Genomic DNA, 18,726 nt, shown 5'->3' on the forward strand with positions numbered 1-18,726 from the left:
AAACCCCTACAGCGCCGCCGTCGCCAGCCCGCTTTCCACGCGGCGCGTGGCGGTTTCGCGCACGGCGATGCTGGTGCTGCCGACCTGCCTGGCATCCACGTCTACAGTGTAGCGGTAGCGGCTGGCGCCCACCCGGCACTGCACCACATAGCGGCCCGTCGGCAAGCCGTTGAACTTGAGCCGGGTGCCGTAGGCCGGCGTGCGGTAGGTTTCGTTGAGCAGCGTCTGGTTGGTGTTGAGGTCAATGACCTGCATGCTGGCCTTTTGCTGAGCGGGGTTGCTGATGCGGACGCGCAGGCTTTCGGCGTCGGGCTGGGTCACCTGCACGGGCTCGGTGGCCAACGTTTGGGCTTGTGCCGGCTGAGTTACGGCGGCCCCCAGCAGGACCAGGGCGCCGATGGCGAATGCGCGAGCGCCTTGGGCAGCGGCTGAAACTGGAGTGGCAAGTTGGGCCAGGCGGAAGTGGAAGGTAGTTTTCATGGTTTTGCAGAAAAAAGGGGTTTGTTGGATGAATGGTCGTCCCTGGCAAGGCCGGCGCCAGCGCGCCGCTCGTGTCCGGTTTTGAGCGGTAGCGGCCCAGGGTCATGTGGTAGAATTCTATTCCTGTGCCAACTTTTTATCTCTTTCAAAATCAGTACTTTAATTAACATAACAACCAAATCACGCTGTATAATTCTGTTCACTGTCGGGCAGGTGTTCAAATCCGAACACTCCGGGCTACACCAATTTGAAAAGGTAGATTTCAGGCCTGAAAAAGCCATTTTTAACAAGGCGAACACTACTATTGGACAGCAAGCCGGGGCTGGCCGCGACTGGTGGTGCGGTTTTGCTACCTTCGTTTTTTACCGGCTCACCTTCTCTATTCGCCTGTCTTGGTCCTTCGCTCCCTGTTGCTAACCTTTTTGCCGGCTGCTTTTTGCCTGTTACCCGGCCGCATTCTGGCCCAAACCTTCAGCGGTACCGTTACCAGCGAGGCCACCCAGCAGGGCGTGCCGTTCGTGAACATTGGCCTGCCCCGCCGGGGCCTGGGCACCGTGAGCGACGAACAGGGCCACTACCGCCTGGCCTACAACGCCGCGTACGCCACCGACACGGTGCGGATTTCCAGCGTCGGTTTCCGGGCGCAACTCGTGCCGTTTGCGGCTTTGCTGGCCGCCCCCGCCATCCGCCTCGTGCCGGAAGAGGTGGCCCTCAACGAAGTGAGCGTGACGGCCGCCGGGGCTTACCGCCGCACGCACACGGTGGGGCTGGATAAGCCCAGTTCTCACCTGAACTTTCACATGATGTCCAACGAGCTGGGCACCGAAATCGGAACCATTGTGCACCTCGACCGGCACCCGGCGCTGGTGCAAAGCCTGCACGTGGCCGTGGTGAAAAACGAGGCCGGCCCGCTCACCTTCCGCCTCAACCTATACCGGCTCGACGCCAAGGGCGTGCCCACCACTGAAAAGCTAATGGCCCACGACGTTTTCGTGACGGCCCAGCCGCAGGCCGGCGTGCTGAGCGTGGACCTGGGCGCCAACCGGGTGGTGCTCGACCAGGACTTTCTGCTGGCGCTGGAGTGGGTGAAAGCGCCCCAAGGCGCGCCCGAAGCTGATTTCACCAAGCGCATCGGCTTCGGGGGCGCGCTGAAGGCGGGCGGCCTGCAGCTCTACATGCGGCGCACCAGCCAGGCCGCCTGGATTAAGCCGACTTTCAAAAGCAACGTGCCGCTGCTGGGCCTGCGGCCGGCCCTGGCCCTTTACACGACGGTGAAAGACTAACCCGCCACCCGGACCCGGCGCGGCGAAATGCCACCGGTGGCGCCTTTGCTTCTTTTTAAATAGCTTCGTTGCCCCATTCCTCCCGGCTTGGGTTTTCATTTCTTCCTTGCATTTTCCCACCGCTTATGTCGTTTGCTGCCCGTTTGCCGTTTTCGCGTCTGGCCCTGCTGGGCCTGCTTTCCATCAGTGCCTACAGCGGCCGCGCCCAAACGGCCCCAACGGCTGAGCAGGTGCGCCGCTGGCAGCACCTCGACCTGCAGGCCGACGGCGTGCCCGGCATCAGCGCCGACAAGGCTTACCGCGAGCTGCTGGGCAGCCGCGTGCCCACGCCGGTGCTGGTGGCCGTCATCGACTCGGGCATTGACACAGCGCACGTTGATTTGAAGCCTATTTTGTGGCGCAACGCGAAAGAGATGGCCGGCAACGGCCTCGACGACGACAAGAACGGCTACGTGGACGACGTGCGCGGCTGGAGCTTCCTGGGTGGCCCTGACGGCCGCAACATCGCCGTCGAAACCCTGGAGCAAACCCGCATCTATGCCCAGTACCGCGGGCAGTTCGAGGGCAAAACCCGCCAGCAGCTCTCCAAGGCCGACCGGGCTAAGTTCGACGTGTACGAGCTAGCCAAGGCGGCTTATGAGAAAGACAAAAAAGCCGAAGAAGCCCGGCTGGCCCGCTACACCGACGCCCTGGCCAGCAACACGGCCACCTTCGAGCGGCTGAAGCAAACCCTGGGCGTGACGCGCCTCGATTCGGCCCTGATGCACCAGGCCGCCACCCGGCAGCCCGCCGTGGCCGAAGCCGGCCCGGTGTACGCCTTCATGCGCCGGGCCGGCTTCGCCAGCGACGAGGACGCGGTGAAAGCGCTGAATGCCGCCATCAAACGCTCGCACGACCGGGTCGAAATGAGCCTCAACCCCGATTACAACCCGCGCGCCATTGTGGGCGACAACCTCGCCGACCTGCGCGAAAGCCACTACGGCAACGCCGACATTCAAGGGCCCGACGCCACCCACGGCACCCACTGCGCGGGCATTATCGGGGGCGTGCGCGGCAACGGGCTGGGCGCCGACGGCGTGGCCGGCGACATGGTGCGCATCATGGGCGTGCGCTCCACGCCCAGCGGCGACGAGCGCGACAAGGACGTGGCCAACGCCATCCGCTACGCCGTGGACAACGGCGCCCAAATTATCAGCATGAGCTTTGGCAAAGACTTTTCGCCGGAAAAGGGCGTGGTGGACGACGCCATGCAGTACGCCGCCAAAAAGAACGTGCTGCTGGTGCACGCCGCCGGCAACAGCAGCCTCAACACCGACAAGGAAAACAACTACCCCTCGGCCCGCTACCTCAACGGCAAGTTCATCCCGAACGAAATCACGGTAGGCGCCAGCAGCCGCCTCAACACCTCGGCCCTGGCCGCCCCTTTCTCTAACTACGGCAAGCAGACGGTGGACGTCTTCGCACCCGGCGTCGACATCTACTCGTCCACCACGGGCAACACCTACGCCCCACTCAGCGGCACGAGCATGGCGGCGCCGGTGGTGGCCGGCATGGCGGCAGTGCTCAAGTCGTACTTCCCGCAGCTCACGGCCGTGCAGCTCAAGCAGATTATCGAGCAGTCGGCCACGCCTTACCACACGCAGGTCCTCAAGCCCGGCACCAAGGAAATGGTCGATTTCGCCACGCTCTCCAAATCGGGCGGCATCGCCAACCTCTACGAAGCCGTAAAGCTGGCCGACCAACTGACGGCGAAGAAGTAACTGTAGCGTGGACTCTGCGAGTCCGCGCTTGGTCGGTTAGTAAGGAAGGCGCGCGATACTGTCTCGCACCTTATGGTAATCAATAACCCATACTATTTAATGAACGATGCTGAAAAATATCGCAGATTGGTGAAAGGCAAAACCCTCACGAATTTGTTTTTCACCAAGCAGGATGGACCCTATGACTATAGGCCGGGGATTCGCCCGGCCTATTTTTTTTCAACAATCATGGAATTGGACGACAAAAGCCAATGGGTTTTTGACTATGACTCTCTTTTTGAATGGAAGGCCGCCGATACGCTAATTGAGTTAACAAATGAGAATTGGGATTTACCCGAAGCACTTACTTTCAAAGGACAAACGATAGTTGATTTAACCGAAGGCGAAGAGGGGAATTTGACTTTTCACCTTGGAAACGGGATAACCATCGCGCACACCATCGATTATGGTGACCAACTGTCAATCAGAAAGTTGAATTGACAACTTAAACACATCTGGTTTCAAATACTTTCTGTGAAAGTCCGCGCCTGAATCGTTCGCTCAGGTGCGGACTCGCAGAGTCCACGCTACATTCCTACCCCCGCCGGGGCCGCAGGGCCAAGTAGTCCAGATAATACAGCACCTTGATGGACACGTTGTTGTTGTGCGGCGTGTTGATGGTGTTGTTCAGGTTGTCGAAGTAGAGCGGGGTGGCGGCGTTGGCCTCGAAGAAGGAGGCGCTGGCGTTTTTCCAGACGATGCTGACCTGCGAGCCCGGCGCAAACCACCACGAGTACACGGCGTCAATGTTGAAGGCGTTGAAGGTGTTGTCGCGGTTGCGGGCGTAGGTGGGCTCGGGCGTTTCGAGCCCGTCGGGGTGCAGGCGCGAGAAGTCACGGTAGTGCACGTTGCTCACGTAGTGGCGCAGCCGGATGTTGAACGACATGCGGTTGGTGAAGGTGTAGGTGCCGGTGGCCGTGTTGGTGAAAGTAGTTACGTTGCGGCGGCCCAGCAGCACGTCGGCCCCGTCGCCGCCGAAAGTGGTGAGGAAACCGTTGTCGTAGGGCAGGCTGCCGTCGAGGCCGCCGGCGTAGCCAATCTGGTTCTGGTTGCGCTCCATGCTCAGCGCGTACACGAAGCTGAGCTGGTTGCTCACGCGGTAGCGCGGGCTCAGGGTGAGCGACATGGAGCGACGGCCGGTGCGGTCGCCGTCGGCCGCGAAAAGCCGGACGCCGCCGCTGATGTCATAGGCGAATTTCTTGCGGTAGTCGGACGAGATGAAACCGCTCAAGCTGGCGCCGGCGGGCTTGCGCACGTAGTAGCGGCCCAGCGGCGCGCGGCGCGGGTCGTAGTAGTCGCGGGTGACGGGGTTGGCCGAGAAATCGAGCCCCACGCTGAGGAAGTTTTTGGTGAAGGTGGTGTTGCCGCCCGCGTAAAAGCCCATGTCCTGGTACAGCGTGGGCCGCTCCAGCAGCGAATGGCTGATGCTGGCATAGGTACTCAGCTTGTTTAGCTTCCAGAACGGCTTGTAGATGCGGTAATTGGCATAGAGCGACTGTGAAATATTGTTGTTGCCGAAGAGCAGGCCCAGGTCGTTGGGGTTGTAGCTGTGCGACTCGATGCCGTGGTCCATGCCCCAGGTGAAATTGCCCGAGATTTTATTGAAGCCCACATAGTACTTGTAGCCGTCGCGGTCCGAAACCTCGTCGGGCTTGCCAAACAGCTTGCCGCGGCGGTTGGAATACACTACACCGCCGTTCACGGCGTAGGAGTTCTTCTTGTTGGCGAGGCGGAAGAGGGCACTGGTCACGTTGGCGTCGTAGGTGGCGCCGGCGCGCGTCACGTTGGTGTTGATGAGCGAGACGTAGGAGTTATTTTTCAGGCTTTGGTCGAGCACCACGATGTTGTAGTTGCTCAGCGGCTGGGTCAGCACGTCGCGCCGGGCACCGGTGGTGCTGTCCTGCACCGTGGCGTACACGTCGTTGCTGACGGCGTTGAACACGCCCACGCCCAGCCCCTTGCTGGTACGGCCCGATACTTTGGTGGCGTTCAACAGGCGTGTCACGCCGGGGTTTTGCACGATGAATTCGCCGGCCTGCCGGGTGCCGTCGGCCTGCCGCGCGCCCACGCGCAGCTGCCCGCTCACGCCGCCAAAGCCAATGGGCGTGGCCCCTACCCTTCTCGAATAGAATAGGTTGCCCTTATTGAACAGTTCGGTACCTTCGGTGAAAAACGCCCGGTTTTCGTTGTACTGCACCTCGAAGGGCGAAAGGTTGAGCACCTGGTTGTCGCTCTGCACCTGGCCGAAATCGGGCACCAGCGTGGCGTCCAGCGTGAAACTTTCGTTGATGCCCCACTTCACGTCGGCCCCGCCGTTGAAGCTGGTGCTCATGTTCTTCTTGCCCTGCTCGTTGAAGGGGTAATGGTTGACGTAGGTGCTCACGTAGGGCGTGAGCGAGAGGCGCAGCGGCGGCTTGAGGTCGCGCAGGCCGGTCAGCTCGCCCCACTGGTTCACGAAACCCGACACCTGCGGCTTCACCTCGTTCCAGAAAAACTTCTGCCGGCTGGCCCGGCGCTGGCGCCCAAAATTCAGCCCCCACACCTGCTCCGTGGCCTTGCTGAAGCGAATGGCCGAGTAGGGAATGCGCAATTCGGCCACCCAGTCGTTGCCGTGCAAAGCCGTGCGCGAGTCCCACACCGCATTCCAGGAGCCGTCCTCGCCATTGGCCGGCGACTGCCGCAAATCGACCTGCACGCCCCCGGAGGTCACGATGAACTCGTAGCCGTTCAGATGGTCGTTGTAGGTATCAAAAAACACCCCAAACCAGTCCGAATTGCCAATATTGTCCCGGTTACTCAGCTCGCGCAAAATGGAGTCCTGCGACATGTCGTGCATGATGGCGCCCACGTAAATGGCGTTGTCGTCGTACAGCACGCGCACTTCGGTGGGGTATTTTTCGGGGCGGCCCGGCGTGGGCTCCTGCTCGGTAAACTTTGTGGCAATGGGCGCCGACTGCCACACGGCTTCATCAAGCAGGCCGTCGAGCTTGGGCGGCGTGCTGGTGCGCACGGCCTGCAGCTGCCGCTTGGGCGCGGGCGTGGTAGCTGAAGCGCCAGCCGGCGCTGGCTTCTCCTGGCCCAGGGCCACGCCCCCACACAACACCAACCAACAACACAGTAAAAGACGAAGCATATACGGTCCCGGTTATTTGATTCGGGGAGGCCAAGAGATGCAGGCCTGGCCCAAGAGTTGCTTATTTCAAGCGAATAATTCCGTTTCGCACACTCCTACGATGGCAAAAAGCCGGATTCCCACGCAGGAAACCGGCTTTTGCGTTTAAGCTTCCAACGGCTTAGTCGTTGGAAATCGTCATGTTATAAGTGCCTTTCTCGTGGCCCAGCAGCTTGCGGTATTTCACGGCCGCTTCGGCCGATTGGGCCTTGCCGTTCACCGTCATACCCGTGGGGCTGAGCTGTAGCTGGAAGCTCTTGTCGTCGGCCCCAATCAGGCCGTCCTTGCGCAATTCGCTCCGCAAATCCTCCGAATCGACACGGGGCGGCGCGGGCGGCGGCGGCGGCGGCGACATGGGCGCCGGTGGAGCCATGGGAGCCGGCGGCGCCATCATCGCGCCGGGCGCCTGCGGGGCGCGAGGCGGCCGGGGCGGGCGCGGTGGCCGGGGGCCCTCACCGTCGCGGAAAGTTGACTGGCTGCCGTTGCGGGTTATCACCATCGAACCGGTGGGGCCCATTTTGCGGTCGGGGTGCGTGCTTTCGTACAGCTTCAGGTATTTCTGAAACACTTTCTGCGACTGCACCTTGCCGTTCACCGTGAGGCTGCTGGCCGTGAGCTTGAGCTGAAAATTGTCCTTGTCTTTAATCAGACCGTCTTTCAGCAGCTGGTCGACCAGGGCATCGTCCTGCTCACGGCGGCGGTCGGCGCGTTCCCGCTCGCGCTCGGCGCGCTCGGCTTTCTCTTCGTGGATGCGCTCCCGCAATTCCTCCCGGAGTACCCGCGCTTCCTGCTGGCGCTCGCGAATCTCCTGTTCCCGGTCGCGCTTTTCCTGCTGACGGTCCAGCAAAGCTTGTTGCTGGTCGCGTATTTCCTGCTCCCGGTCGCGCAGTTCCTGCTCCCGGTCGCGCAGTTCCTGCGCCAGGTCCTGGTCATCAGCTCCGCTGAGGCGCAGGCGCTGCGTCGAAGCTACCTGGCTGGACTGCTTGAGTTGAGCGCGTACTTTTTCCAGGCTTTCGCTGATGCGCTTGCGTTGCGCGGCACTGAGGTTTTTGGCCGTGCTGGCCTCCTGCAGCGCGCGCTCGGCGCTGCGCAGGGCTTCGCGCTGCCCGCCGCCGTCCTGCCGCAGGCTCAAGGCGACTTTGGGCTGCAGTTGCAAGGCGCGGTTCAACGAGCCATTGAGCGCCAAATCGAGATTACGATTACCATTGAGCGTCAGTGTCTGAAAGCCCCGGTTGCCGTTGAGCGCGAGCGTTTGGAACTGCTGGTTGCGCAGCGGCTGCAAATCCTGCAGTTGGTACTGGAAGCTCTGCCCGCGTTGGATGCTGCGCCCAAACAGCCGCCGCTGCCCGTCGGTATCGGTCCGGTACACGAAGGCCCGCGCCTCGGGCGTCATCGGCACCTGAATAATCTGCACCGATTGGCCCAGGTCGTCGCGGTCCTTCTTCACCTTGATTTTGACCTTGCCGGTTTCGGTTTCCACGCGCTGGCCATTCACCACGAGGTCGGTCACGCGGCCCTTCTTGTCTTTGGTGATGACAACCGTGCCGGGGTTGCCAGCAAAAGGCATCGGGCTGATGATTTGGGTATGCTCACCGGCGCGGCGGTCGCGGCGCCGGGGGCGCGGCCGGTCCTGGTCGGGGGCGGCTCCGTTTTGGGTCGCAATGGATTTGCGACGTCGTTCGGTGGGCTCAGCCGAATCGGAAACGGAGCTGGTCGTCGAGGTAGCGGTTCTGGTGATGGTTTTCGTGGTATCAGTCGCCCCGGGGGCTTTGGGTGTGGCCGGGCCGGTTTGCCAGTCAATTGCGGCCGGTTTGGCGGGAGTAGCCGGCTGGGCCAGCGGCCCGGCCAGCGCCACGCTGCCGCCCAGCAAGCCCAGCCCGCCCAGCACCAGCGCCCCGGCCATAAAGCCCTCGGCGAGCGTGGGCGCGGCCGGCCGGCGCTGCACCAGGCGGCGCACGCGGTTCAGCAGGGCGCCGCGGCCTCCCATGGCGGCCAGCGCCAGCCGCGGCGCGGTGGGCACCACGGCGCTCTGGCTCCATTCGGCCAGCGCCGTGAGGGCGCGGGCCAGCCGCAGCGCATCGCCGCCGCACAGGGCCGTGGCGGTGTCATCGCAGCAGTTTTCGCGCTCAGTGCGCACGCAGTTGGCCATAAACCACACGGCCGGGTGGTAGAAAAACAGCGCTTCGGCTACCGTCTGCAGCAGGTTCACGAGGTAGTCGCGGCGCAGCACGTGGGCCAGCTCGTGGGCCAGAATGGCTTCCAGATGCGCCACCGACAGCCCCGCCACCGCGCCCAGCGGCAGCAGAATCACGGGGCGCACGTGGCCCACCACCAGCGGCACCTGCACCAGCGCCGATTCCAGCAGCGCCACCGGCCGGCGCAGGCCGCCGCGGGCCGCCAGCGCCGCCAGCCGCTCCTGCCAGGCCGCGCTCACGGCCCGCACCCGGTAGCGCTTCAGCCGCTGCACATACAGCAGGCCGCCCAGCATGCGCAGGCTCATGGCCAGCAGGCCCAGCAGCCAGCCCACCACCAGCAGCGGCATGTGCTTGTCGAAATAGCGCAGCCCAGCCACCAGCCAATTGGCCGAAGCTGGCCGCTGCGGTCTTGCCGCAGGAAGCGGCATTGCGGCGTTGGCTACCGTTGTTCTTGAGCCCATCGCCTCCGCTGCCGATGTCATGGCAGTGGCTGGCGTAGCATGTTTTGCAGGAGCTTCGGCCTGCCGCAATTGCAGCTGCGAAACTTTCAAAGCAGTGGGCACTAGCGCCCCATTCTGTTCAGCAGCTGAGTTGAAATACAGCCCAAACGTGATGCCGGCCAGCGCCACCACTATGCCCAGCGCCCCGGCCGACGCCACGTAGCGCACCTCGGCCCGCTGGCGGCGCAGCAACAGCAGCGCGCCGGCCAGCACGGCGGCCACCAGAGCGCCCTGCCACAGCGAGTGCAGCAGCGTCCAGCCCAAAGCCCGCGTCAGAGCAGGCGAAACGAAATTCTCAAGCGCGGTCATCGTCGTCGGGGTTAGGAGTGGAATTCTGGATTTCAATGTCATTCAGCAGGCGGCGGATTTGCGCCAGCTCATCGGCCGAGGTCTGACGGCTGCCCAGGGCCTGCATCACCAGCTTCAGGGCCGAGCCGCCGAAGGTGGCGTCCACGAACTTGTCGAGAAGCAGGCCCTGGGTTTCCTGCTCGCGCACTGCGGCCCGGTACACGTGGCTGCGGTCGGCGTCGTCGCGCCGCACCAAGCCTTTTTCCAGCATCAGCTGGCACAGCTTGAGCGTGGTGGTGTAGCCCACCTCCGCCTGGCGGCGCTGGCTCAGGTGGTCGTTGATGGCCCGCACCGTGGCGGGCCCGTGCTGCCAGAGCACGTGCAGGATTTCCAGTTCGGAATCCGTAGGTTTGGGGGGCGGTGCTTTGCTCATGCCGTGGAAACGTGAGGTTACTACGAATTATTTCGTAGGATGAGGCAAAGATGGTACGAACACATTCGTAGTTGCAAGAATATGCTACGAAATAATTCGTATAATGAGCAATTGCCTCTTAATCTATTGGTTTAAAGGCGTATAATTTTTACCAGGGAAGTTAAATATTCCTGAATAAGGCGCGCAATGCCAAAGGGTTTCTGGCGCAGCTGCTACCCAATACCCGTAATGATTCCGCTGAACGTCGTTCAACGAGAGACGCAAAGTGTTGCGTCTCTACATCGTCCTGGGATTACTCCAGTTGCTTTCGCCGCTTTACCAGCGTCACGCGGGCGCGGTGGCAGATGCCGCCCAGCGGCGGGTTAAACTTGCTCACGTTGATTTTCACCTTGCGCACGTGCGGCAATTCGGCCATGATGCGGTCGAGCACGCGGTGAGCCACGTGTTCCAGTAGCCGCGCGGGGGCCCGCATTTCTTCGGCCACGAGCCGGTATAATACCTCATAGTTCACGGTTTGCTGCAGCTTATCCGAAGCACCGGCGGCCAGCAGGTTGGTGCCGATGTATAAGTCGACGCCGTACTTGTTGCCGATTTTCTGCTCCTCGTCGTAGTAGCCGTGGAAAGCGAAAAACTCCATGCCTTCGAGTGCGATTTGGCCCATGAGGTGAGATAGTAAAGAATGAGGTGCGAGTTGGAGACTAACAATTGAATACAAACGTCATGCAGAGCGCAGCGAAGCATCTCGTGTGTGGTAATAACTCAATCGTCAGGGGTTAGTGACAGCACGCGAGATGCTTCGCTGCGCTCTGTATGACATTATAACGCCGTGCTAAAGCAGCAACCCCCACTATTGCTCCAGCAACAGTAATGCCGCGCAAAGGTCAGCCACAAAAAAGAAAGCCCGTCCTCACGGACGGGCTTTTCAGCTGAACTCGACTGCACAATCTGATGAATCCGTCGAATCCAATAAATCCGTGGTCTAAATTTCGTCAAAAAACGACTTTTCCGCCACGGCCACGGCTGGTTCGGGCGTCTTAACCGCCATACCGGGCTGGCCGGGGTGAATGGCCGGTTCAGGCTGCGCAATCTCGGGGTGGTTAGGCGTCACGGGCTGAATATCGGGGGCGGCGGGCTGTACGTAGGGCGGGTTGGGCTCGGGCACCTGCGAAGGAGCGGGCGGGTCGATGTGGGGCGCGGGCGAGATGCCGGGGTTTTCGGCGGGAGCGCCGGGGCGCTCAATCTCGGGGTGCGGGTTTTGGGCCGGGGCGCCGGGGTCGGGCTGCTGGCCGGGCTTGGGGTTGTAGCCGGTGGTTTCGGCGGCGCGCTCCAGCTGCTCTTCGGCGCGGCCGAGGGCGGAGGGAACAAACGAAACGGGTGTAGCGCCGGCCACGGCAGCGGCGGGCGAAACGGCGGAAGAAGTAGTGACCTGCATGGCGGGAGTGGGCTCAGGAGTGGACTCAGCGACCGGTTCTTTCGGCCGCTCCACGTGTACGCGGGCGGCGCGGGAAAGGATGGCCGCTGTGCCGCCCTTGGGCCGGTTGCGGGCTTTTTCTACTTTATCGAGGGCATCGGAAGCGAGGTGGTGCAGGTCGCGCACCAGGCCGTCGAGCTGCTGCTCGAGGCGCTGGCACTCCTGGCCCAGGCCCGATACCTCGCGCTGCATGTCGGCCACGGTCTTTTCGGCCTGCTGGTAGGCGCCGTCCACCACTTCGCGGGCGCGCTGGCGGGCGTCGTTGAGGATGGTTTCGGCCTGAAACTGGGCTTCGCGGATGCGCAGGTCGGCGTCGCGCTGGGCCTGCTCGGTGATGTTATTGCCGGTGTCTTCGGCCGTTTTCAGGGTGCGGTAGAGGCTGCTTTCCACCTCGCGCATCTTCTGCACGTCCTGCTGGGCGTGTTCGAGCTTGAGGCGTAGCTCGCGGTTTTCGTCGCCCATCCGCTCCCACTGCTGCGAAACGGTGTTCAAAAAGGCTTGCACCTCGTCTTTATCAACCCCACGAAAGGATTTTTCAAACGTTTTCTGGCGGATGTCGAGGGCGGTGATTTTCATTTTCAGTTAACAGTTATCAGTGAGCAGTTGACAGTTTAGGGGGATAAAGTGAGCGTCAAGCAGGTTTTCTACTAACTGTTCCCTGTTAATTGCTAACTGCTAATTGCCATACGGCTAGGCTGCGGTCGTCGCTACACGAAACTAGCCGGTTTTCGGCGCCCGGCCAAACCAGCCGGTTCACCGACGTGCCGTGCCCGGCCGAGCGCGCCCGGTCCAGTACGCGCAGCAATGTGAGCGTGGCCGCATCCCACAATTTAATGCTTTTATCGAGGCTGCAGGAGGCCACGTACTGCCCACTGGGGCTAAACGCCAGGTGGTTGATGGTATACATGTGGGCCGGCACGGTGCCGGCCAGCGCATAACCGGCCGCCACGTCCCAGGTCCGAATCTGGGCATCGCGGCCGGCCGTGAGCAGGCGCGCGCCGTCGGGCGAATACGCCACCGAGAACACCGAATTTGTGCTCTCGCCCAGCGTGTACTTGGTTTCCAGCAAATCCAAATCCAGAATGCGGGTGAAGGTATCGGAGCTGCCCACGGCCAGCTCGGCGCGGCCCTCGTGCAGGGCCAGGCAGCGCAGGCTTTTATCGGCCAGGCGCAGGAATTTTTCCAGCCGAAAATCAGGCAGGGCCAGCACGGCCAGCGTGCCGTCGCCCATGGCCACGTAGAGCCGCTGTCGGCTGGCCGAATACACGATTTCGAAGATGGCCACCGGCGGCAGGGCCGTGGCGTGGGCCAGTTTGCGCTGCGCTAAATCGATGGCCTGAATGCCCTGGAAATTGTGCCCCAGCACCAGCAGATTCAGTTCCGGCAGGTGGCGCAGGGCATACACGGAGTTTTCGACGCGGGCCAGCAGCTCGCCGTCGCGGGCGGGTTCGGCGGTGTCCCAGCCCACCACCATGCCATCGGCACTGCCCGAGTATACGGTGCTGCCCGCGCCGCCGGTGAGGGCGTACACCGCGTCGCGGTGGCCAGCCAAGGTGGCAATTTTGGTAACGGGCGGGCGGAAGATTTCAGACATACAGGGGCCGCAAAGGTAGCTTCGAGCCACTTGGATGAGCACGAAATAAACCAGAACGTCATGCTGAGCGCAGCCGAAACATCTCTACCGCGCAACTAATCTTCATTTAGCGATGCAGTAGAGATGCTTCGGCTGCGCTCAGCATGACGTTCTTTGCTAGCGACGACTCTTTAACTATGCCCCTTCACTTCCTCCAGCGCCTCTCCCCTACCGCCGTGCTGGGCCTTTGGCAGCTCACCGAAACGCCCGCAGAACTGTGGCCGCTGTTGCCGCAGCCGGATGCGTACCAAGCGCTGCTGCCCGCCACCGCTGATGCCAAGCGACAGGCGCAGTGGCTGGGCGGCCGGGTGCTGGTACACCACCTTTTGGCCGAAATGCAAGCCCCGCTGGCAGCCAAAGTGCTGGTGCAAAACGAGGCTACTGGCCGCCCCTGGCTAGCCGGCGCCGAGCCAGGGTTAACGGTTTCGCTGTCGCATTCCGGCACCTGGGTGGCGGCGGTATTGGCCCAGGGCAGCCGGGCCGGCGTCGATGTGGAGGAGATTCGCGATAAAGCGCACCGCCTGGCCAGCAAGTTTCTGGCCCCCGATGAATGGAACGCTGCACAGGCTGTCAGCCAGACTGATAGTACCGATGCCAGCGCCCACTACACGCTGCTGTGGAGCGCCAAAGAGACTTTGTATAAGCTGGCGGCCCAGCGCGGCATTATTTTCAAGACGCAGCTTTTGCTAGGGTATTTTGAGCCCCGCGAATCCGGCGAAATCCCGGCTACGTTGGTACTGAATGGTTTGCAGACGCGGCACTGCATTTGCTACTATCAACCGGCACCGGGCTATGTACTTACGTATTGCCACGAACCGCACGCCTAGCCGCCGGCTCTTACATTTGATTGATTAACTCCCTTGCCATGTCCTTCCGCCGAATTTCCATTGTTGCCGCCGTTGCGCTTCTGGCCCTCACGCTGGCTGTCGGGGTGGCCCGCGCCCAGGGCGGTGGCACCGTCACCGATTTCACCCTCAAAACCGCTGCCAACGCCGACGTGAGCCTGAAAAGCTACGCCAGCGACAAGGCCGTGGTGGTGGTTTTTCTGAACCCGGCCTGCGCTTTCTCGCGCCTCTACCAGGAGCGGCTGGCCTCGCTCAGCAGCAGCTACCGGAGCCGGGGCGTGCAGTTTCTGTTCATCAACGTGCCCATCAACCTCGACGCGCCCGGCACCGCCGCCCCCGGCGAAGTCGAATTGCCCACCCTCACCGACGCCAGCCAGCAGGTGGCCGGCCTGCTCGGTGTAAGCAAAACCGCTGAAGCCGTGGTACTGCAGCCTGTATCCGGCGGCTTTGCCGTGCGCTACCGTGGCGCCATCGACGACAACCCGCAGGTAGCGGGCAGCGTGCAACAATACTACCTCAAGCAAGTGCTTGATAACGTGCTGGCCGGCCGACCCGCCGGCGTGGAGGACAAGCGCGCCGCCGGCTGTCTGATTAAGCGGTAAGGAAAACTGTCATTGCGAGGCCGCAGGCCGTGGCAATCCGTCCTAGCAAAATCAGACCCGCTCTAAAACGTGAAAAGCCCCGGCACTGCGCAGTACCGGGGCTTTTCACGTTTTAGAGCTTTATCACATTAGCAGGCTGGCCGCTGAGAACAGGACGGATTACCACGGCCTGCGGCCTCGCAATGACAGGCGACACAACTACTCTAGGATGCTCAGCAGCACCGCAACCTCCGCCGCTTTCATCGGCTCCTGCAGCTTCTCGAAGCTCATTTGCAGGTTGCGCAGGGCGCGGCGCACGATGTCGAGGTTGGAGCAGGGCTCGTAGAACATCGGGTTGGAGGAGATGTTGAGCTGCGAAACGTAGTGCTCAATATCGGTGCGCGAGAGCACGAGGCCGCGGTTGTAGCAATTGATGTAAAACGGCTCGGCACCCTTGATTTCGGGGCGGAAGGTGAGCACGAACAGGTTGGGCAGGTTCACACCGAAAACCGGCAGCTTGAGGCGCTGGGCCACCAGCAGGTAAATCACGCAGAGGGTGAGCGGGTTGCCGCGCTTGGTTTCAATCACACGCTGCAGCATGGAATTGGCCGGCGAGTGGAAGTGCTGGGTGTTGGCCGCGAACTTGTGCGTGCGGAACATCACATAGTTCAGGGTTTGCACTTGGTCGGCGGGATGCATTTCGGGGCGCAGAGCGGTCCAGGCCTCAAAGCGGAGCTGCTCGATGGCGCGGTTCAGGGCCTGGTAGTCGGCGTCGGGGTATTGATAGGTATTGAGCAGCCACATGCCTTCGAGCAGGTCGGTGGCGCCGGCTTCGCGCCATACCTTCAGGCGCTGCTGCAGGCCTTCAAATTGCAGGTGGTGAATGAGGTCCTCCAGGCGCTGCTGCTGCTGGCCGTCGAGGGTTTCCTCCCAGCTTTCTTCCAGAAACGGAATGATGCTCTCGCCCAGGTTCTGAATTTTATCCTGAATCTGGGGCGCGATTTCCGGGTCGTCGAGCAGCGAGATGAGGGCTTTTATTTCTTTGTTGGTCATTGGATGCGAAACGGCCGCCGCTAGGGTTGCGGGGCCGAATTTAACACGCGGAAGGGCCTTTTGGGTTTCGTAGCGGTAATTGACAGCATTAAAAAGAGTGTCATCCTGAGCGAAGCGAAGGACCTTATCACGTCTGTGCCTAATAAATTACTGCAAACCATTCAGGCCTGATAAGGTCCTTCGCTTCGCTCAGGATGACAGACGGCGCGAGCAAATTCCTACCGAAACAGGTTCGTCTTGGCCAGTTCCAGCAGTTCACTACCTTTTCCGTTCATCAGGGCTTTCAGCGCGTACAGCCCGAAGCCCTGCGCCTGCTTCAGTTCGATGCTGGGCGGCATGCTCAGTTCCTGGCGCTTCACCACGGCATCCACCAGCACGGGGCCGTCATGGGCCAGGGCTTCGCGGAGCACGCTTTCCAGCTTGGCCGGGTCGCTCACGCGAAAGCCTTTGAGGCCGGCGGCCGTGGCCAACGCGCCGAAATCGGGGTTGTCCAATTCAGTGCCGTATTCGATGATGCCGGCGGCCTTCATTTCCAGCTCCACGAAGCTGAGGGCAGAGTTGTTGAAAACGATGATTTTGACCGGGATTTTGTGCTGGCGAATGGTCAGCAGCTCACTTAGCAGCATGGCCAGGCCGCCGTCGCCGCACATGGCGATGACCTGCCGGCCGGGCTCCACCAGGGCCGCGCCGTAGGCCTGCGACACGGCGTTGGCCATGCTGCCGTGCACGAACGAGCCGAGGAGCCGACGCTGCCCATTCATGTGCAGATAGCGGGCGGCCCAGATGGTAGGCGTGCCTACGTCGCAGGTGAAAATCGCGTTTTCGGCGGCTATTTCATCCAATAACCGGGCTACGTGCTGGGGGTGCAGGCTGGTATCGCCGGCGTCGCCGGTGGCCAGTTCGGCGAGGTGGGCATCGTCGTCGCGGTGGCGCTGCTGGGCTTCTTCGAGGTGGGCGCGGTCGGTGCGCGGCGTGAGGTGGGGCAGCAGCTGGCGCAGGGTATCGGCTACGTCGCCGGCCAGGCCGATTTCGACGCGGGTGCGCCGGCCGATGTTTTCGGGCCGGATATCAACCTGCACCACGCGGGCCTTTTCAGGGTAGAACTGGCGGTACGGGAAGTCGGTGCCCAGCATGAGAATGGTGTCGGCGTCCATCAGGGCGTGGTAGGCGGCGGGCATGCCCAGCAGGCCCGTCAGGCCCACATCGTAGGGGTTGCCGGGCTCCACGTGTTCCTTGCCGCGCAGGGCGTGAACAACCGGAGCCTGCAACGCAGCGGCCGTGTGCACCAGCTCATCCAGCGCCCCGGCACAGCCGATACCGGCCAGAATGGTCACCTTTTCGCCCGCGTTTAGCAATTCAGCCGCCTGTTTAATATCGGTTTCCGAAGGGCGCAAAGCGCTGCGGCGGCCGTGCGTAGGCAGCAGGGTTTCGGGCGCTTCGGTTTCCAGATAGGCTACGTCGCCGGGCAGCACCACCACGGCCACGCCGCGCTGGCCCAGGGCGGCCGCCACGGCGCTTTCGATGGTGCGCACGGCCTGCTCGGGCACCGAAATCAGCTCGCAGTAGTGGCTGCACTCTTTGAACAGTCGCTCAGGGTGGGTTTCCTGGAAGTAGCCGGTGCCAATTTCCACGTTCGGAATCTGGGCGGCGAGGGCCAGCACGGGCACGCGGCTGCGGTGGCAGTCGAACAGGCCGTTGATGAGGTGGGTGTTGCCGGGCCCGCAGGAGCCGGCGCACACGGCCAGGTCGCCCGTCAGGTGGGCCTCGGCGCCAGCGGCGAAGGCGCCGCCTTCCTCGTGGCGCACGGCGATGAATTCAATGTCGGCGCGGGTACGAATGTTGTCGGTGATGCCGTTGAGGGAGTCGCCCACCACACCGAAGACGCGCTTAACGCCGGCGGCTACGAGGGTGTCGACAATGATTTCAGCTACGGATTTTTTGGGCATGGCTTTCTGCGTTAGTAACAAAGGCTGTACGCGAAAACAAAAGGCCCGGCAGTATTTGCCGGGCCTTTTATTCGCAGAAAACGCTGTTCGCTAATCCTGCTGCGAGGGCAGGCGTTCCTGGCCCGGCGGCACGGCGCGGTGCGAGAACTTGTAGGTGAGGGCCAGCACGATGTTGTTTTTGGCCGCCGTGTTTTGCAGCACAAACTGGCCCTGGCGGGTGGTGTAGTTGTAGTTGGCCTGGTTCACGTAGCCCAGCTGCACGATGAGGTGCTTGGTGAACTGGTAGCCCACGCCGCCATACACGCGGTTGCGCTCGAACACGGGCCCGTTGGGGTTCAGAAAAATCTCGTCGTAGGCCGAGAGGAAGAGCGTGCCGGTGGTGATGGTTTTCTTGTTGAGCGGGAAAAACCCGTTGAGCCGGTAGCGGATGCGCTGGCGGAAGGCCGTGCTGTCGTCGCGGAACGAGAACCAGCGCTGCTCGATGCGGTAGCGGTGTTCCAGCTTGAGCCGCTTGGAGTATTGGGTGAGCACGAGTTGCTCCCAAAGGCGCTTTTCGGTGTTCAGGGGGCCGTCTTCCAGGGCGCGGTAGTCGGAGGTGGAGTAGCGGCCGCCGCCCACCAGCACCGTGAAATTGGGGTCGATGTCGAAGCTGGCCCCTCCTTTTATCTCGTAATAGAAAAACTGCCGGGCCAGGGCGTTGGAACGGCCCTGCAGCTCCACGTAGCCGCCCCAGCGGTGCTCGGCGCTGCCGGGTAGCTGGGCCGTGAGAATCACCCAGCTGCCCCAGGGCTGCACGGGGTTGAGGGGCGCTTGGGCGTGGGCTCGGAAGCTTGCGGCCGCTGAAAAAGCCAGTAGTAGTGCACCTGTTGCCGTTTTGTTCATTCGTGTATTGCAGTGGCAGAAGCCGGGCCACCCGTTCGAGGCGCAAAGCTACTGGCACCTTGGAGCAAACGAAGACAACTGGTAGTGCTGTTTGAAAAGCAAAAAAGCCGGCCGCCAACGAATCCATCGATTCGCCCGCAGCCGGCCCCTCTGTTGCAGAAAAGG

The 18,726-nt window shown here is 62.1% G+C and carries 15 protein-coding genes; 5 read left to right on the plus strand and 10 right to left on the minus strand.

Annotated elements, in window-relative coordinates; translation table 11 throughout:
- Positions 1–6: 6 nt before the first annotated feature.
- Positions 7–480 (minus strand): hypothetical protein, encoded by a 474-nt coding sequence (locus Q4S41_RS14640; RefSeq protein WP_305031867.1) that lies wholly within the window; start codon positions 478–480, stop codon positions 7–9.
- A 392-nt stretch (positions 481–872) separates the two neighbouring features.
- Here Q4S41_RS14640 and Q4S41_RS14645 point away from each other — a divergent pair, with 392 nt between their 5' ends.
- From Q4S41_RS14645 to Q4S41_RS14655, 3 genes are all read left to right on the plus strand, one after another.
- Positions 873–1,763, plus strand: a complete 891-nt coding sequence (locus tag Q4S41_RS14645) for a carboxypeptidase-like regulatory domain-containing protein (protein WP_305031868.1) — start codon at positions 873–875, stop codon at positions 1,761–1,763.
- A 125-nt stretch (positions 1,764–1,888) separates the two neighbouring features.
- Positions 1,889–3,523: a S8 family peptidase gene (locus Q4S41_RS14650; RefSeq protein WP_305031869.1), complete on the plus strand. Its 1,635-nt coding sequence runs from the start codon at positions 1,889–1,891 to the stop codon at positions 3,521–3,523.
- Positions 3,524–3,622: 99 nt separating this feature from the next.
- Positions 3,623–4,003, plus strand: coding sequence for a hypothetical protein (locus Q4S41_RS14655; RefSeq protein ID WP_305031870.1), 381 nt, complete (start codon positions 3,623–3,625; stop codon positions 4,001–4,003).
- Positions 4,004–4,097: 94 nt separating this feature from the next.
- Here the strand turns inward: Q4S41_RS14655 and Q4S41_RS14660 are convergent, their stop codons facing one another.
- From Q4S41_RS14660 to Q4S41_RS14685, 6 genes are all read right to left on the minus strand, one after another.
- On the minus strand, positions 4,098–6,695 hold the full coding sequence (locus Q4S41_RS14660; RefSeq protein ID WP_305031871.1) for a DUF5916 domain-containing protein: 2,598 nt from the start codon (positions 6,693–6,695) through the stop codon (positions 4,098–4,100).
- A gap of 160 nt (positions 6,696–6,855) precedes the next feature.
- Complete coding sequence (locus Q4S41_RS14665; RefSeq protein ID WP_305031872.1) at positions 6,856–9,738, minus strand: M56 family metallopeptidase; 2,883 nt, start codon at positions 9,736–9,738, stop codon at positions 6,856–6,858.
- Positions 9,725–10,150, minus strand: coding sequence for a BlaI/MecI/CopY family transcriptional regulator (locus Q4S41_RS14670; protein WP_305031873.1), 426 nt, complete (start codon positions 10,148–10,150; stop codon positions 9,725–9,727). Before Q4S41_RS14670 ends, Q4S41_RS14665 begins: the two co-directional genes overlap by 14 nt.
- A gap of 292 nt (positions 10,151–10,442) precedes the next feature.
- Positions 10,443–10,811, minus strand: a complete 369-nt coding sequence (folB, locus tag Q4S41_RS14675) for a dihydroneopterin aldolase (RefSeq protein WP_305031874.1) — start codon at positions 10,809–10,811, stop codon at positions 10,443–10,445.
- A gap of 318 nt (positions 10,812–11,129) precedes the next feature.
- Complete coding sequence (locus Q4S41_RS14680) at positions 11,130–12,197, minus strand: DivIVA domain-containing protein (RefSeq protein ID WP_305031875.1); 1,068 nt, start codon at positions 12,195–12,197, stop codon at positions 11,130–11,132.
- Positions 12,198–12,282: 85 nt separating this feature from the next.
- Positions 12,283–13,215 carry a WD40 repeat domain-containing protein gene (locus tag Q4S41_RS14685; protein ID WP_305031876.1) on the minus strand — a complete coding sequence of 311 codons (933 nt, stop codon included), beginning with the start codon at positions 13,213–13,215 and terminating at the stop codon, positions 12,283–12,285.
- A 176-nt stretch (positions 13,216–13,391) separates the two neighbouring features.
- Here Q4S41_RS14685 and Q4S41_RS14690 point away from each other — a divergent pair, with 176 nt between their 5' ends.
- Together Q4S41_RS14690 and Q4S41_RS14695 are read left to right on the plus strand one after the other, a co-directional pair.
- Positions 13,392–14,081 (plus strand): 4'-phosphopantetheinyl transferase superfamily protein, encoded by a 690-nt coding sequence (locus Q4S41_RS14690; RefSeq protein WP_305031877.1) that lies wholly within the window; start codon positions 13,392–13,394, stop codon positions 14,079–14,081.
- A gap of 38 nt (positions 14,082–14,119) precedes the next feature.
- Positions 14,120–14,701 carry a redoxin domain-containing protein gene (locus Q4S41_RS14695; RefSeq protein ID WP_305031878.1) on the plus strand — a complete coding sequence of 194 codons (582 nt, stop codon included), beginning with the start codon at positions 14,120–14,122 and terminating at the stop codon, positions 14,699–14,701.
- A 198-nt stretch (positions 14,702–14,899) separates the two neighbouring features.
- Here the strand turns inward: Q4S41_RS14695 and Q4S41_RS14700 are convergent, their stop codons facing one another.
- The 3 genes from Q4S41_RS14700 to Q4S41_RS14710 all read right to left on the minus strand — a co-directional run bounded on the left by Q4S41_RS14700 (position 14,900) and on the right by Q4S41_RS14710 (position 18,561).
- On the minus strand, positions 14,900–15,733 hold the full coding sequence (locus Q4S41_RS14700) for a transglutaminase-like domain-containing protein (RefSeq protein ID WP_305011636.1): 834 nt from the start codon (positions 15,731–15,733) through the stop codon (positions 14,900–14,902).
- A gap of 218 nt (positions 15,734–15,951) precedes the next feature.
- Positions 15,952–17,679, minus strand: coding sequence for a ubiquinone-dependent pyruvate dehydrogenase (gene poxB / locus Q4S41_RS14705; protein WP_305031879.1), 1,728 nt, complete (start codon positions 17,677–17,679; stop codon positions 15,952–15,954).
- A gap of 90 nt (positions 17,680–17,769) precedes the next feature.
- The gene (locus tag Q4S41_RS14710; RefSeq protein ID WP_305031880.1) at positions 17,770–18,561 is read right to left on the minus strand and encodes a DUF2490 domain-containing protein; all 792 of its coding nucleotides are present in this window, start codon (positions 18,559–18,561) and stop codon (positions 17,770–17,772) included.
- Positions 18,562–18,726 lie beyond the last annotated feature (165 nt).

Source organism: Hymenobacter convexus (genome assembly GCF_030580955.1).
GTDB lineage: Bacteria > Bacteroidota > Bacteroidia > Cytophagales > Hymenobacteraceae > Hymenobacter.

Excerpts from the sequence above, each read along its gene's own strand:
- Q4S41_RS14655 (WP_305031870.1), top strand. The coding sequence starts at position 3,623 with ATGAACGATGCTGAAAAATATCGCAGATTGGTGAAAGGCAAAACCCTC.
- Q4S41_RS14670 (WP_305031873.1), bottom strand. The coding sequence starts at position 10,150 with ATGAGCAAAGCACCGCCCCCCAAACCTACGGATTCCGAACTGGAAATC.
- Q4S41_RS14710 (WP_305031880.1), bottom strand. The coding sequence starts at position 18,561 with ATGAACAAAACGGCAACAGGTGCACTACTACTGGCTTTTTCAGCGGCC.
- poxB (WP_305031879.1), bottom strand. The coding sequence starts at position 17,679 with ATGCCCAAAAAATCCGTAGCTGAAATCATTGTCGACACCCTCGTAGCC.
- Q4S41_RS14685 (WP_305031876.1), bottom strand. The coding sequence starts at position 13,215 with ATGTCTGAAATCTTCCGCCCGCCCGTTACCAAAATTGCCACCTTGGCT.
- Q4S41_RS14640 (WP_305031867.1), bottom strand. The coding sequence starts at position 480 with ATGAAAACTACCTTCCACTTCCGCCTGGCCCAACTTGCCACTCCAGTT.
- Q4S41_RS14665 (WP_305031872.1), bottom strand. The coding sequence starts at position 9,738 with ATGACCGCGCTTGAGAATTTCGTTTCGCCTGCTCTGACGCGGGCTTTG.
- Q4S41_RS14695 (WP_305031878.1), top strand. The coding sequence starts at position 14,120 with ATGTCCTTCCGCCGAATTTCCATTGTTGCCGCCGTTGCGCTTCTGGCC.
- Q4S41_RS14690 (WP_305031877.1), top strand. The coding sequence starts at position 13,392 with ATGCCCCTTCACTTCCTCCAGCGCCTCTCCCCTACCGCCGTGCTGGGC.
- Q4S41_RS14680 (WP_305031875.1), bottom strand. The coding sequence starts at position 12,197 with ATGAAAATCACCGCCCTCGACATCCGCCAGAAAACGTTTGAAAAATCC.
- folB (WP_305031874.1), bottom strand. The coding sequence starts at position 10,811 with ATGGGCCAAATCGCACTCGAAGGCATGGAGTTTTTCGCTTTCCACGGC.
- Q4S41_RS14650 (WP_305031869.1), top strand. The coding sequence starts at position 1,889 with ATGTCGTTTGCTGCCCGTTTGCCGTTTTCGCGTCTGGCCCTGCTGGGC.
- Q4S41_RS14660 (WP_305031871.1), bottom strand. The coding sequence starts at position 6,695 with ATGCTTCGTCTTTTACTGTGTTGTTGGTTGGTGTTGTGTGGGGGCGTG.
- Q4S41_RS14700 (WP_305011636.1), bottom strand. The coding sequence starts at position 15,733 with ATGACCAACAAAGAAATAAAAGCCCTCATCTCGCTGCTCGACGACCCG.